We start from the raw sequence: 15,460 nt of genomic DNA on the forward strand, positions 1-15,460 counted from the left end.
ATTGCCGGGGAATCGATCCGTTGTGCATCATGCGATTGTCTTTATTCGTCCGCCCGATGGATCAAAATTCCGGGGCATTGGCTGGTTAACCGCGTATGTGCCGGGACAGCGGATTAAACTGTTGCCACCCGGACGTGGTCGCAGAGTTCCCGCTGGCTCGAAACTGGTCTTTCAGATGCATTATACGCCTACAGGGTCGATCGAAGAGGATGTTTCTAAAATCGGACTGCTCTTTGGTAAGGAAGAAGAGATTACGCACGAAGTCTACACATTAATCGGCATCGATCAGGAATTTGAAATTCCGCCCCATACCAAAGACTTTCCGGTCACCGCGAAAGTCCGCCACATCCCTCCCGAGGCAGAACTCCTGGCGATTGCTCCGCACATGCATTTGCGCGGAAAGTCGTTTCGCCTGTTTATGAAACAAAAAGAGAAAGACGATTCCCAAATTTTGCTGGATGTACCACATTATGACTTTAACTGGCAGCATATTTACGAATTGAGCCAGCCGATGAAATTGAACTCGATTGAATCGCTTGAGTTTACCGTCAAGTTTGATAACTCTAATGAGAATCCCTTCAATCCCGATCCCAATGAATATGTGACCTGGGGAGATCAGACCTGGGAAGAGATGGCGATTGCGTTTTTTGAAATCGCGGAACCACGCGTAAAAAAGAAAACGAAAGCAAAGCCAGGCAAGAACAAAACAATAAGTGAAGCGGAGCGAAAGCAGCGCGTGGATAAGTTTGTAGCGGAATTCAAAAAACGTTTTGACAAAAACAAGGATGGGCAAGTTGAACTGGATGAAATTCCTCTTGCTGCCCAGCGATTTGGTAGAATTCGTGACTTTAACGGCGATGGATTGATCCAGGTAGATGAACTGAAAATACCTGTGCGTTAAACAGCAGCTCTTCGATTTGAGATTTCGCGTTCGGTCCTCTCAATCCACTTTATTTTTCAAATCCAGTTCTGACAGAAGGTGAATTGAGAGTGTCGCGTACGTTTAATCGTTGTTCGGTCTGGATGGTTGATCATCCTGCGATGGTCACGGTGTTGATTCTGATTTTAAGCGGAATTGCCCTCATGGGCTATACCATGCCGGAAAGGGTCCGCGACTGGTTTACCCCTGCCCCTGTCGAACAGGTACAACAGAAAACGTCAAAGCCGCAGGTAAAACGGGAACGTCCGCCGGATGTTGATCCGATCAGCCTGACAGATGCTGACACCATTCTGGTAATTGACTCGGATGAGTTTTTTACGACTGAAGGCATTAAAGCACTCCGCTCAATCGTCGAAGAGGTTGAGGCACTCGATTATGTCAAAAGTGTTTTCTGGCTGGACGATATTCCGAATCTCAATATCTTTGGGTTGCGCGAGCCGTTAATTCCCAACGAACGCGCTTCGGAAAAACGATTAGTGGCGGCGAAACAAAAAACCATAAATCATCCCCTGGTGGGTGGCCAATTACTGTCTGTGGATGGTCGCACTCTATTGATGATGGTCAAATTTGACTGGTTTAAGGTGAGTGATGACGAAGAATGTACCGCCGGTTTAAAACAGGTTGCGGAAAAAGTGGCCGCTGAATATCCGGAACTCAACTTTTCCTTTATGACAACCGGGCGCGTGCCAATCTATCTGACAGCGGTTCGCACGCATAACGCCAATAAAGTGAAGTATCAGTTGATTGGTTATGGGATGATTATTCTAATGGCCATCTTCCTTTTTCGGGGAATTTCAGCCGTCATCATTGTGGCGCTGGCACCTGCATTTGGTGTGTTTCTGACAATGGGAATCATTCAGTTTCTTGATTTCCAGGATAATCCTTTTAACGATGTTGTGTTACCTGTACTGCTCAGTTTAGTCGGCCTGACGGATGGTGTGCACCTGATGGTGCAGATCAGACGACATCGGGCTTCGGGTCTCAGTTCAAAAGCAGCCGCCCGGCGTGGCATTCAGGAAGTGGGTCTCGCCTGTGCTTTAACATCGCTGACAACGGCAATCGGCTTTGGTTCGCTTTCACTGGCACATCATGAAACCGTGCGCCAATTCGGTTATAGCTGTGTGATTGGTGTGATCCTGACGTTCATCGCTGTGATTACTGTCATTCCCCTGGCCTGCCGGACCTGGCTGGGACGTTCGATTCATAAGGGATTTGGAAAAGGGATCATTGATCAACACCTGGGGCGCATTAGTGTGATCATAGATCTGGTTTTGAAACGAACAAAACTGATCAGTTCATTGGGAATTGGAATCACGGCCGTATTGATTATGATTTCCTTAACGCTGCGGCCCGACGAACGGCGTGCGAATATGTTGCCCGAAGGATCGGAGGCGGCGCTGGCTTTGAGTCATATGGATCAGGCAATGGGAGGGTTGGAGCACTCGCTTGTTCGTGTTTCCTGGAACGAAAAAGTGGAATCCGATTCTTCGGAAGTCTTAATTGCCATCAGTAAAGTCGATGATTTATTAAATCAGGAGTCTTTGATTGGGCATCCGATTTCGATTCGCAATATTCTGGGGGCATTGCCCGGCGAGGGGGAGCCAGAAGAGCGAATGTCGATGATGGATTTGCTGCCACCTCAATTGAAGCGTGCGTTTTATACGCCGGAATATCGTCAGGCCGAGGTGAGCTTTCATGTTCAGGACCTGGGAATTGCGAAATATGGACCGACGTTTACGAGAATCGAAGCAGGGTTAAATGCACTTGAGGTTGAGCACCCTCACTTTCATTTTGAACTGACAGGTTCGGCTGTCTGGCGTTGGCGGAACCTGTATCAGATCGTGGTTGATTTGGCAGCCAGTCTGGGAAGTGCGGCGATCATCATTTTGATTGTGCTGGCATTTGCCTTCCGTTCATTGCGACTGGGATTGATTTCCATCGTCCCAAACATGTTTCCCCTGGCGGTGACGGGAGCGTTTCTTGTGTTTACCGGACAGGCGCTGGAAATTGTCAGCGTGTGTGCGTTTACCGTTTGTCTGGGGATTGCCGTTGATGATACGATTCATTTTCTGACTCGTTTCCGTGAAGAACAGTTGCATGTCGAAAGCGATCACGAAGCGATCCGCCGTGCCTTTACGGGAGTCGGAACGGCGCTCATCATGACGACCGTGATCTTAGTCGCCGGTTTTTCGACCGTTATCTTCAGCGACATGCGCGATCAGCGGATTTTTGCCATCATGAGTGGTCTGACGATTTCCTCTGCTCTGTTTGGGGATCTGGTATTCTTGCCGGCACTTCTGGCGCAGTATGCCAAACGTTCTCAAGTTCCCGCGATTGAAGAAGCGGAAACGAACTTTGAACAGCCGGTGTCTGAAACCTCGCTTGTCGAATCACAGTCAGACTAAGGCTTTCTTGGTGATCCTCTTTCGCTGAAACGCAATCAGTTTCATGATACTAAATAAAGTTAAATATTTGACATTGTCCTCTCGGTACGTTATAAAAGAACACTATCCAATAGCCGTCTCTGATCGATTTCAGATTGGAGAGGCTCCCACCTGAAACCGTGTTCCCTCTCACCAAGGAACAGCGATTTGTTAAACCAGTTACGACGAAACTCACTCTTGTTGTTTGCGTTGCTTGTGTTCTGTTCTCGGGTTCCCTGCGCTTCCGCAGCCGATCAACGGCTGACATTTGAAAACGATATCCGTCCCATTTTCAAAGCGTATTGCTTTCATTGTCATGGGGAAGAAAAAGAACTTTCCGGCGATTTGGATTTACGGCTTCAACGGTTGATTCTGAAAGGTGGTGAGTCAGGCGAAACGATCGTGCCTGGCAAGCATGCTGAGAGTCTGCTTTTTGAGTACGTGGAATCGGGAGATATGCCACCTGATGAAAAACAACGATTAAAACCGGAAGAAGTTGAGCTGATTGCAAAATGGATTGATCAGGGCGCACCGACGGCAGGCCCGGAGCAGACTGGTGATATCAAGCCCGGAGATTTTTTGATTACCCGGAACGAGCGCTCACATTGGGCATTTCGTCCGATTAAAAAGTCAGCGGTACCGGTGGTCGTCGCATTAACAAAAAAGCAAACAGAGAACGAAATTAACCCGATCGATGCATTCATTGCCCGCAAACTGAAAGAGAAAGGTCTCTGGTTTTCGCAATCTGCAAATCGTCTGACGTTAATCAGACGGGCCGCCTATGATTTAACAGGCTTACCTCCGTCTCCCGAAGAATTAAAGCAGTATCTGGCAGATCAGTCACCGGATGCCTACGAAAAAATGATTGATCGCTTGTTGGAGTCGCCTCACTATGGTGAGCGCTGGACGCGGCATTGGCTGGATGTCGCGGGTTACGCTGATTCAGAAGGCTACAATGATAAAGATATTATTCGTGCCGATGCCTGGCATTATCGAGATTATGTCATTCGCTCATTGAATGCCGACAAACCCTGGGACCAGTTTATTATTGAACAGTTGGCCGGCGATGAGTTGGTGAAAGCCACACATGCTTCTGCACAGAAATTAGTGGATGGGGATGTTGCGACACGCGATAAATTAACGGCAACAGGTTTCCTGCGTCTGGCCCCCGATGGGACCGGATCCAGTCCCATGGATCCTGCGATAGCTCGCAATCAGGTGATTACGGAAAGCGTCAAGATAATTTCTTCGTCTCTTTTAGGTATGACCATCGGCTGTGCTGAGTGTCATCATCATCGATTTGATCCCATTCCACAGCAGGATTTTTACCGTTTACGAGCCGTGATTGCGCCTGTGTTTGATCATGAAAAATGGCGTGTTCCTACGAATCGACGTGCGGCTTTAATGTCGGAGGCAGATAAAGCGAAAGCGGCAGAGCTTTCGGCAAAGGTTAAGAAGCTCGATGAACAGCATAAACAGAAAAAAGCGGAAGTCACGCAGCTGATTTTTGAGAGAGTCCTTACAGAAATTCCCGAAGCGGAAAGAGAACAAGCAAAAGCAGCCTATGAAACGGAGCGTAAAAAGCGGACCGCAGAGCAGGCTCAACTTCTCAAAAAGAAGTTTCCGATGCTCGATCTATTGTCTCCCGGTACCCTGCATCTCTTTATCGCCCGCTATAAAGATGGGAATGAATTGAAGAAGCAGTTTGAAGCGATTAAGGCAGAGGCAGATAAAATACGAGCTAAAATTCCCCAGCCGGAATACATTCGCATTGCGACCGAAGATCCACAGCATATCCCTGACACGTTTGTTTTTTATCGAGGTGATATTTCCTCTCCCGAACCTGACAAAGTGGTGCCCGGCGGTCTGACCGTGATTGGTTCGGAATTGCAGAATCGATTTCCATTGAACAATCCTGAATTGCCAACATCGGGTCGCCGTCTGGCCTTTGCCCGTTATTTGACGAACGGAAAACATCCGCTGGTGGCGCGGGTCTTAATGAACCGTTTCTGGATGCATCATTTTGGTCAGGCGTTTGTTGATTCGACGGGAGATTTTGGGGCTCGTGCGAACCCGCCGACCCATCCTGAGTTGTTAGACTGGTTGGCCGCTGATTTTATGGAACAGGGTTGGCAGTTAAAACGGATTCACCGTTTGATTATGACGTCGCGTACTTATCGACAGACATCGACGACTCATTCCGAGCAGGCGGCTTCCATTGATGCTGATAATCGGCTGTTATGGCGCATGAATTTGCGACGACTGGAAGCTGAAGCGATTCGCGATGCGATTTTAGCCGTCAGTGGGGAACTGAATCGGAATCCGTTTGGTGAACCCGTTCCCGTTTCTTTATCAGATAGTGGAATCATCACAGTGGGTGCAGGAAAAGTTTCGAAGGATCGGCGTGAGTTAAAACGATCGATTTATGTTCAAGTCCGGCGTACTCAGCCGGTCACGATGCTGAATGCCTTTGATGCACCTAGTATGGAACCCAATTGTGAACGACGCGTTTCATCGACAGTGGCGACGCAATCGCTGGCATTGCTCAATAGCGAGTTTATCCGTAAGCAGTCCGTGGCATTTGCGAAGCGCGTGCTTTCCGCTGCAGGCAAAGAGGCCGATGATACAACGTTAATCAAAACGGCCTGGGAAATGGCGCTTAGCAGCCAGCCTTCCGATACTGAAATGTTGGCACTGCAAAAGCATATGCAGTTGCAGTTAAAAGAATATCAAGCGAGAAAAGTCAAAGATCCCCGACAGGAAGCACTGACATCATTATGTCATGTCCTGTTTGGAACCAATCAATTCTTGTATGTTGAATAAAAGTAAAATCGTGCTTCAGGTGAAAACGATCACCTGACGTAAATTCGATATTCTCCGAAGGGAGTTCATAGTGTCACAGAGTTTTGCAAAATCATCTGCCAGTTCGCGTCGTCATTTTCTGGCGCAGAGTGCATTCGGTGTTTCTTCGCTAGGTCTGGTAACCTTGTTGAAAGAGGAACAGCTTCTAGCGGCTCCTGAAAAACCTGAATTGGGAGAAGTTACACACGATCTGTTACCCAAAAAGACGAGCCACCCTGCCCGAGCGAAATCCATGATTTCCATTTTCTGTGGTGGTGGGCCCAGTCATATTGACCTGTTCGATCGCAAGCCGGTACTTGATGAGTACGCTGGAAAACGATTTCCGGGTGACGGAATTAAATATGATAATGCCGGTCAAGCCACGTCTATTATCATGCCTTCTCCGAACACGTTTAAAAAATGTGGTGAGTCGGGTATGGAAATTAACGTGGAAATGTTGCCTCAATTCGCGGAAATCGTGGATGACGTCACTCTGGTGCGTTCCATGCAGTTACCGAATATACGAAACCATGTGGCTGGCATGCGCGCGATGACGACGGGGCGCGCCCGTGAAGGCTGGCCCTCACTGGGAAGCTGGATCACCTATGGGTTGGGTTCAGAGACGCAAAATCTACCCGCATTTGTCGCGATTACAATCCCCAAAAATCCCGTTGGTTCCCCTTATTGGGACAGCCGTCAGTTACCGTCAATTTACCAAGGGACCGTCGTTAGAAAAACAGATCCCAAAATTGCGAATTTGAATCCGATCGCGCAGCTCCGAGGAAAGCCTCAGGGGAATCAATTGGATCTTCTGAAAGAATTGAACCAGATCCACCTCGAACGGCACCCGGGCGAAGATGACCTTTCCGCACGGATTGCCAGCTATGAGTTAGCGGCGCGGATGCAGACTGCAGCCACGGAAGCATTGGATTTATCAAAAGAGACAGAGGCCACCCATAAAATGTATGGTGCCGATGATCCTGTTACCAAAGAATTCGCCGATGCCTTAATTCTGGCCCGTCGGTTTGTAGAGCGTGGCGTGCGATTTGTGCAGGTCTGGAACTATGGCTGGGACATGCATGAGAACATCTTTGAGTATTTAAAGAGGCGGTGCGACGCTTCGGATAAACCCTCTGCGGCATTGGTCAAAGACTTGAAGAACCGTGGTCTGTTGGACTCAACGATCGTGCAATGGGGGGGCGAAATGGGACGTCTGCCTGTGATTCAGGATCGGGGTGAAGGCAAAAAGCCGGGACGTGATCATAATACGGAAGGTTTCAGTATCTGGATGGCAGGTGGCGGCTTGAAAGAGGGACATATTCACGGTGCCACCGATGACTTTGGCCATCGCGCGGTGGAGGATGTCGTCACCCAGCACGATTTTCATGCGACGCTGTTACATCAATTCGGATTGAAGGCTGAAGAATTACATTACGATCATAATGCACAACCTGTGGCCTTAGTGGAACCCGGTCAGGGAAAAGTCGCAACGGGTATCCTTAAGTAATCCAACTGGCAGGGATGAAGAAATGCAGAGTTTACGCTGGAGTCTCCTCGGGTTGTTTCTGTCTAGTATCGTTTCGTTTCAAACCGCTGTCGCTGAAGAACTGGTGGTCTCCTCTGCTTTTGAAGGAGGCTCAGCTGAGGTTCTGGAAATCGATCAGGAAAAGCGGTTGATCAAAATCCGCCCTGCAGGAAATCCTCAATTTGGGTGGCCCTGCTGGTGGTATTTTCAGGTCACGGGCCTTACTCCCGGCGAAGAAATTACAGTCGCCGTCGATGCGAATCAGTTGAAACAGGCTAGCGGGCGAAAGCTGGCATCCGCGTGGGCCTTACCCGATCAAGCTGCTTTCAGCACGAATCAGCGCACCTGGTTGCAGACACCTCCTGGGAAAAAGCAGGACGGGACATGTCGATGGAAGGTGAAAATTAATGCGAAACAAGCCTGGTTTGCCTGGGGGCCTCCCTATGTTCCCGGCGATGCGAATGCTTTGGTCAAACGATTGAGTCAGACACATGCGTATGCGACAAGTTTTGAGTTATGCAAGACGCGAGCGGGCCGTGTCGTGCCGGCGTTGCTTGTCTCTGAACCGGAACAGAAGTCAGACTCACGGATGGTGATCTGGGTTCAGGCCCGTCAGCATGCGTGGGAGTCGGGTGGGAGTTGGGTCGGACAGGGTTTTATCGAATGGGTGGTCAGCGATGATCCTCAAGCGGTTCAACTGAGAAACAAGGCGGACATCTATTACGTTCCCATTATGGATATCGATAATGTGACGACCGGCAATGGGGGTAAGAATCAAGTGCCCCATGATCACAACCGAGACTGGTCAAAACAGTCGCAATTTAACTCGGTGAAAACGGCGATGCGTTATTTAAAAGAATTAGATCAGTCGAGTCGGCTGGTATTGTTTATCGATTTGCATAACCCGGGTTCCAACTCGAAACGTCCCTTCTTTTTTGTGGCCCCGCCCGAACTGGCAACCAAACGAGGTGCCGAGTTGCAGGATGCGTTTATTGCAGCGTGCCGTTCTGAAATCACGAAGCCGTTTCAGCTAGACAAGAATACGCCCTCAACCGGCCCGAAGTATGACAAACTCTGGAAGCAGATTTCGAGTAACTGGGTTAGAAGCGAACTGAGTAAGCATGTCGTCGGGATTACGCTGGAAACATGCTGGAATACGCCGCATAGCAATACCACAGGTTACAAAACAGTGGGCCGTCAATTGGGGTTGGGGATCGCCCGATACCTGCAAACCGATCCACGGTAGTCTGGCGGGATTGATTGATGATGTGTGATGAGGAGAGATAGGTTCCGGACACGTTTGATTCACTCGATTTATTCACATGCGAGAAAATTGCATCCCACTCATCACTTGTAAATAATGGAAGGAAACGTGGTGTTAGTCTTCTCGCTTAAGTTCAAATTTTTCTATTAATTCTTTGATAATCTTCTGTTGGTCCTGATTGAGGTCTGTTCTTGATAGTACTGTTTTAATATCTGTAATAGCATGCTTGAAATTTTGTTGATAACCATACGCACAGCCTCGATTGATGAGTGCGTTTATGATTTCTTGTGCAGGTGCATCCGGCAATGATTCAATAATTTGAGTATAGTCAGCGATTGCTAAATCAAAGTTGTTCTGTACAAGGTAGCTACAGCCTCGATGAAAAAGAGTCGAAGCATGTAAATCTACAGAAGTGCCAGAACACAGTTCGATCGCGTCTGTAAAATCAAAGAGTGCTAATTTTAAATGATTATGATTGAAGTAAACGAGTCCTCGATTGTATCTCGCCTGAGCAATTAATTCTATCGGTGCTCCAGGTAGGTTTACGCAAACATGGCTATAATCAATTACTGCGGAACTGAAATTCTCTTGTGCATAGGATGCGTTACCTCGTTCGATAAAAGCGTCGGCAATTAATCTCACAGGAGCGTCCGGCAGGGTCTCGATGATATGTGTACAATCAGCGATTGCCAGATCAAAGGTTTTCTGATTAAAGTAAGTGATTCCTCGGTAGAGGAACGCTTCGGTTATCAAATTGACTGGAACGTCTGGTAAGGAGTCGATGACTCGCGAATAGTCGTCTCTTGCCAAATGAAATTGGTTCTGATTAAAGTAAACGCCACCTCGATTGATTAATGAATGAGTAACTACTTTAGCAGACACTCCTGTCAAGGAGCTGATGACACGCGTGTAATCAGCGATTGCTAATTCAGGTTTATCTTTACAGGCCGAAATCATGCCACGGTTGTGGAGTGCTCTGGCGAATTGATCGACTGATGCATCAGGCATGTTATCAATGACATGTTGATAATCAATGATTGCTAAATCATACTTTTCCTGATCTAAGAAAACATTTCCTCGATTAACGTGTGCTTCAGCAACGAATTCTAAAGGAACATTGGGGAGAATTTTAATAACTCGATCATAATCGACAATTGCCAGCTCAAAATTTAGCAGATCATTATAGGCTTTGCCACGATCTAGTAGAGCTCTGGCAAGATCTGAAACCGCGGATTCGGCGTTCTCGATGATCTTCGTCTGATTCGCGATTGCTAATTCAATGCTGTTCAATGTGTTGAACTCTAATTAGCCGACATTTCCCAGATGGGTTGAGCCGGGAAACGATCCAAGCTCGCAATGCCTCACAGATTAACATCTCGCCCCACCCTGTGTCTATCGCGGCAATTTCTTGCGGGTTCTCCGGGACGGTAAAGGTGATCGGAACCGAAACTGCAGAGGTCGACAACACCGCCTGCAGCAGGGCGAAATGCCAGGCAGTGGCGGCTTGTCCTACCGGCGCGGGTTAAGTGTGCTCAGATTGTAACGTATCATAGGGCGGCATGTCCGCCCTTAACCTGCAGTGCGATCGAAGCTGATAGCTGCCTATGACGATAGAGCGAACGTCCGTGACTCTATTAACGCATGACTGATCAATCGGTCAGATTATGAAACGATGGTACCGAGTGCGCAGATAAGAATAGGGGCCCCTAGCCTCTCGGGGGCAGGAAAATGAGTCAGCGACTGTGTTAAATTATGTCAAGTTGAGAGAGGATTTTGATTCCAGGTTTGGGTGTTTTTCATCATGGAATTCAGGATCGAGAGGAATTTTCTCATGCAGACTGTGATGGCCAGCTTCTTTGGTTTACCTCTTTCCAATAAAGACAGATAAAATGTTTTCATGCGACTGTTCCAGTGGGTGGCGACTAAGGTTGCTATGTAAAGCACGCGCCGTACATGGTCTCTGCCGGCATGCGTCCTTCGCTGGCCTTTGAGCTTGCCTCTGACCGAACGCGAACGACGGGGCTTTTCACTTAACATCACTCGCAATCTTTTTGGGGCAGAGGAAATCAATCCACATCAGCCGCACGGCGTTAGCCGCGGTTTTTGCACATCTCGGTATAAAAACCGGGGCTAATGCCCTTCGGCTAATGGCGAATGCCTGTCGGGGACGTTCGGGATGTCACAGGTCGCCATCATCACCAGAAATAAACCAAGCACGAATTTGTATTGCATGACAAAGTCTCCACGAGCCCGTTGCGCATAAGAAATGGTGAAGCAGAAACCGTAAGAGCAACTCAAGTACACGTATTGTCGAATTTTTCAAATATTCGAACAAGACAAAACATTGTGTTACCGGAAATCGTGTCGTAAATCGTTGAGTTTTGCTATCACAATCTGGTAAATGGGTCGTGGGTATTTTTTGGATCTGTATTATAGTCGAATCAAGCAATGCCTCAGCCATATGCTTCGATGCGGAGTGCATTTTATTAACGACTCGACCTGATTATACTCTAAATATTCTTCTCGGCAAAGGAATTTAAATTGAGAGCAGATAGTGGTAAAGTAATACCCTTCAAGTGTGAAATACGCTTGGAAGCACGTAAGTGCTAGATAATCCCTATAAGTTCATTGGTTTCTTCCGGAGTCTTATTACCTACCTATCTGTGATGAAGAAAAAAGCAGTGAACCAAAAAGAAATATTAAATCGGACAGTATTGATCAATACACCTTAAGAGCATTATTTCTCATCATAATATAGAGAGTCAAAGAATGAATAAACTTTTTATCATTTTGCTATTCCTCCTTTTTTCAGGGCATATGACTTTCGCAGAAGACTGGAATACATGGAGACATGATAATCAACACTCAGGTATATCTAGTGAAGAGCTGCCCGAGAAATTAAAGTTGATATGGGCACGTGAGCTTCCCAAGCCGACACCTGCATGGAATGACTCAAGATTACAGTTTGATAAAAGTATTCACCTCGTTATTTCCGGTAAGACAACATACATTAATACTCCTGAATTAGATGGAGTACGTGCTTATCATGCGGACTCCGGAAAAGAAATTTGGCGATTCAATGCGAATGGACCTGTTCGACTCGCTCCTTGTATTGAAGGGAGTCAGATTCTGATTGCCTGTGATGATGGGTTTCTGTATTGCCTCGATAAAAACACAGGAAACATCAATTGGAAATTCTTCGGAGCTCACAATGAAAAAAGAACCTTAGGAAATGGGAAATTAATCTCAATCTGGCCCGTCAGAGGTGGTCCTGTTGCGGAAAATGGAGTCGTTTATTTTGCCGCCGGCGTTTGGCCTTTTATGGGAACCATCGTCTATGCAGTCGATTTACAAACAGGCCGAGAAATTTGGAGAAACGAAGAAACAAGCCTCATGTATTTTGAACAGGATGGGGTGGGAGAAGGTTATGGTTTTGGAGGCCCCTCTCCTCAAGGCAGTCTCGCTATCAATGGTGATAATCTCGTCATTCCTGCGGGACGAGCTTGGCCGATGCAAATTAATAAAACGACGGGCAAGCTCTTGCCTTATTATCCCGGCGTAAAAGATCATGGCGGTGGCGGCAGCGTTCGTCTGTCAGTTTACGATGATTATCTGACAATGGGTGGTTTTGTATTCAGTCTCAAGAATTTACTTCCCCTGAGTTTGAATGATAAGCAAAAATTCCTGAAACCATTTTCCTCTTTATCTCTCATCGATCAGGATGTTCTTTATTCAGTGAACAAGCAACAATTCACTGCCTCTAGTTTGAAGAAACCGGAATTCAAACCTTATCGCGGAGGTTTTGGTGTTCATGCTATTCAAGCTACGACTCCGAAATTATGGGAATTCACAAACGAGAAACCATTGCTCACTTTTATTAAATCAGGTTCTAAAATTTATGCGAGTACAGAAAGTGAAATCTTAGCGATCAAGGTCGAGTCAGGGTTGGATGAAAAACGCGTGGCTTGGAGTATCGATACACCTGACACAGTCCTGGAATTGGCAGCGGCCAATGGGAGGCTCTATGCAACTACCAAAGAGGGGTGGGTTTATTGTTATGGAAAAGGGAACTCCGCACCAAAGATCTATTCTCGACCAAAGAAAGAATTACAGCAAGCTGATTTATGGCAAAAAAAAGTATTAAGGCTGAAAGAGAAACTGAATTTGAATCAAGGCTACTGTTTAGTGACAGGTCTCAAAGATGGTGAACTTTTACGTGCTTTAGTCAAGAATACCAAGTTGAAGATCATTGCCATCGATCAAAATTCCGAACTGGTCAATCAATTAAGACTCGAATACGAAGAAGCAGGTTTAATAGGAAGCCGAGTCATGCTGCATCATGGCGCTCCGCTGGAATTCGAATATCCTCAATACTTAGCCAAACTGATCATTTCTGAATATGCCTATGAAAGCAATCGTTCTTTTTTCGAGCATCTCATTTCGAAAACTTATTCCTCTTTAAGACCCTTCGGAGGCGCTTTGTCTATCGATATGCCTTCTTATCAAAAAGATCGCTTTACCAAAACCATTAAATCGATGACCTTGGAAAAGATGACTCTCTCTCGAAAAGATGATTGGACATTGCTGATTCGTGCGGGAGCCTTAGAAGGTAGCGATGATTGGACACATGAAACTGGAAATCCCGGAAATACCTGGAAGAATCATGACAAGCTCGTGAAAGCGCCTTTGGGGGTTCTTTGGTACGGAGGCAGCGCGGGTGCGGATGAACTTTTCATGCATAAAGATAGCAGTCCTCCCACTCCACAGATTGTTGATGGGAGAATGTTTGTTCATGGCAAGGGTTTGATGACTTCCATCGATATCTATACAGGTCAAATTATCTGGAAGAAAAAGATACCCCAGGCACGCTTGTTTCGGAACGATAGAACGAACGTTACGGGGATAGGACCTTGGAACACAAGAGCAGGCACTCGGCCCGCGCGTTCAGATTTTGTAGCTGATAAACAAGGTTTGTTTTTGGTGTTGGGTCAGAAGATAGTACGTTGGGATTCCGCCACGGGTAAAGAGGTTCAATCTTATGCAGTGCCTCCAGAAAATCCAGGTGGAGCATCCCCGCATATCGGGCAACTTAAAATCAAAGACCACGTCATGATTGTAAGTGCCGGTTACGAGGCGGCAAAGTCAGGTTCGACTTTTTTAAAAAATGATTTTAAATCTCTCTCAAAAGAGGACGTTCAAACGGCATTGCGTCATTTGAATACATGGTTGCCCGAGAAAACGGTAAAGAGAAATAAAGGCGAAGGAAATTTAGATTATTTGACGCGTTACGCGAATCATCTTTTAGCCCAGGAAGGCATAGAGAAGAAAGTGTTACCTTTGGTACTTCGTCAGTCATTAGACGCAACACAATTAGAAAAATATTCGAATACAAAAAAATTATTCGAACGATACTACCAGACACAAAAACAATACTTTTCTCCTTTTCTCTCATTGAGAGACCTTAACCGGAAACTGATTGAAGCTGCGTTTCCTGATATTAAAATAATGCCTCTCAAAACGAACTGGGACAATGAGCGATATTGGAGAGGAGCTTCTACAAAGCAGATTGTGGCAATCGATATCGATAGTGGGAAAGTGCTGTGGAAGAAAGTTGCGAACTATGGTTTTCCTCACAAATCGGTCGCCATTGGAAACGGTCGCGTTTTCTGTTTAGATCGCATCGACATCGCAACTTTGGAACTGACTAAAAGGAGAGGTGTTTCCGTTGAGCACCACCCTCGTGTGCTGAGTTACGATCTGTATACGGGACGTGAAGTGTGGTCGCAAACAGGGAAAGGCTTGAGCTACCAAACTTTGTATTCAGATACACACGATATTTTCTTACAGATTTCGCCTTACGACTTAGATCCAGAAGCAATCAATAAGACAAAGCGTCGGCAAGGGCTACGGTTTGTAGCGCATCAAGGAACCAATGGTGACGTCATCTGGCAACGAGACTTTGAAGTCAATCGCGCGGTCGGACGACATCGAGCGTGGTATAGTTGGTTTCTCTATCAAGACATGGTCGTTTGTGAAACCTATAAAGATTACTCAAATGAAAACAGCGATTTTCATGGTATCAATCTCAAAACAGGAAAATTTGTGAATCGAGTTGATCCGATTACAGGTAAAACGAAAGAATGGGTCATCGCCCGAACAAGAGGATGTGGAAATAGTGTCTGTTCCGAGAACATGATCTTTTTCAGATCTGGATCAGCAGGATACTTCAACATGGAAAATGATGGTGGCACATCCAACCTCGGCGGGTTTCGATCTGGTTGTAAAAACAGTCTGATCCCTGCAGGCGGTATCTTAAATGCGCCGAATATTGCCAGTGGTTGCTCTTGTAACTATCCCATATTTACCTCGCTGGCTTTGGTGACCATGAAAGGGGTCGAAAATTGGACATCGAATGAGATGGTTTACCAGGGCGAAAAAATCAAACGGCTCGGAATTAATTTAGGAGC

At 46.6% G+C, this 15,460-nt stretch carries 7 protein-coding genes and 1 pseudogene; 6 read left to right on the forward strand and 2 right to left on the reverse strand.

Features of this window, described 5'->3' with window-relative positions; all coding sequences use genetic code 11:
- From Q0668_RS17110 to Q0668_RS17130, 5 genes and pseudogenes are all read left to right on the forward strand, one after another.
- Window positions 1–901 (forward strand): annotated as a pseudogene (locus Q0668_RS17110) (alkyl hydroperoxide reductase); the annotation flags it as partial.
- Between the two features lie 89 nt (window positions 902–990).
- Window positions 991–3,345, forward strand: a complete 2,355-nt coding sequence (locus tag Q0668_RS17115) for an efflux RND transporter permease subunit (protein WP_298866821.1) — start codon at window positions 991–993, stop codon at window positions 3,343–3,345.
- Between the two features lie 186 nt (window positions 3,346–3,531).
- Window positions 3,532–6,186, forward strand: coding sequence for a DUF1553 domain-containing protein (locus Q0668_RS17120; RefSeq protein ID WP_298866823.1), 2,655 nt, complete (start codon window positions 3,532–3,534; stop codon window positions 6,184–6,186).
- 70 nt (window positions 6,187–6,256) lie between these two features.
- Window positions 6,257–7,711, forward strand: coding sequence for a DUF1501 domain-containing protein (locus Q0668_RS17125; RefSeq protein ID WP_298866825.1), 1,455 nt, complete (start codon window positions 6,257–6,259; stop codon window positions 7,709–7,711).
- Between the two features lie 22 nt (window positions 7,712–7,733).
- The gene (locus Q0668_RS17130; protein WP_298866827.1) at window positions 7,734–8,975 is read left to right on the forward strand and encodes a M14-type cytosolic carboxypeptidase; all 1,242 of its coding nucleotides are present in this window, start codon (window positions 7,734–7,736) and stop codon (window positions 8,973–8,975) included.
- A gap of 132 nt (window positions 8,976–9,107) precedes the next feature.
- On the opposite strand, the gene Q0668_RS17135 is transcribed toward Q0668_RS17130, so the two are convergent.
- Both Q0668_RS17135 and Q0668_RS17140 read right to left on the reverse strand, forming a co-directional pair.
- Entirely contained in the window at window positions 9,108–10,283 is a 1,176-nt protein-coding gene (locus tag Q0668_RS17135; protein ID WP_298866829.1) for a tetratricopeptide repeat protein, read from the reverse strand.
- A gap of 465 nt (window positions 10,284–10,748) precedes the next feature.
- The gene (locus Q0668_RS17140) at window positions 10,749–11,030 is read right to left on the reverse strand and encodes a transposase (protein WP_298866832.1); all 282 of its coding nucleotides are present in this window, start codon (window positions 11,028–11,030) and stop codon (window positions 10,749–10,751) included.
- Window positions 11,031–11,762: 732 nt separating this feature from the next.
- Here Q0668_RS17140 and Q0668_RS17145 point away from each other — a divergent pair.
- Window positions 11,763–15,460: PQQ-binding-like beta-propeller repeat protein (locus Q0668_RS17145; RefSeq protein WP_298866834.1), on the forward strand; the 3,698-nt coding region annotated here is incomplete at its 3' end.

This window comes from uncultured Gimesia sp., from assembly GCF_937910335.1.
Classification (GTDB): domain Bacteria; phylum Planctomycetota; class Planctomycetia; order Planctomycetales; family Planctomycetaceae; genus Gimesia.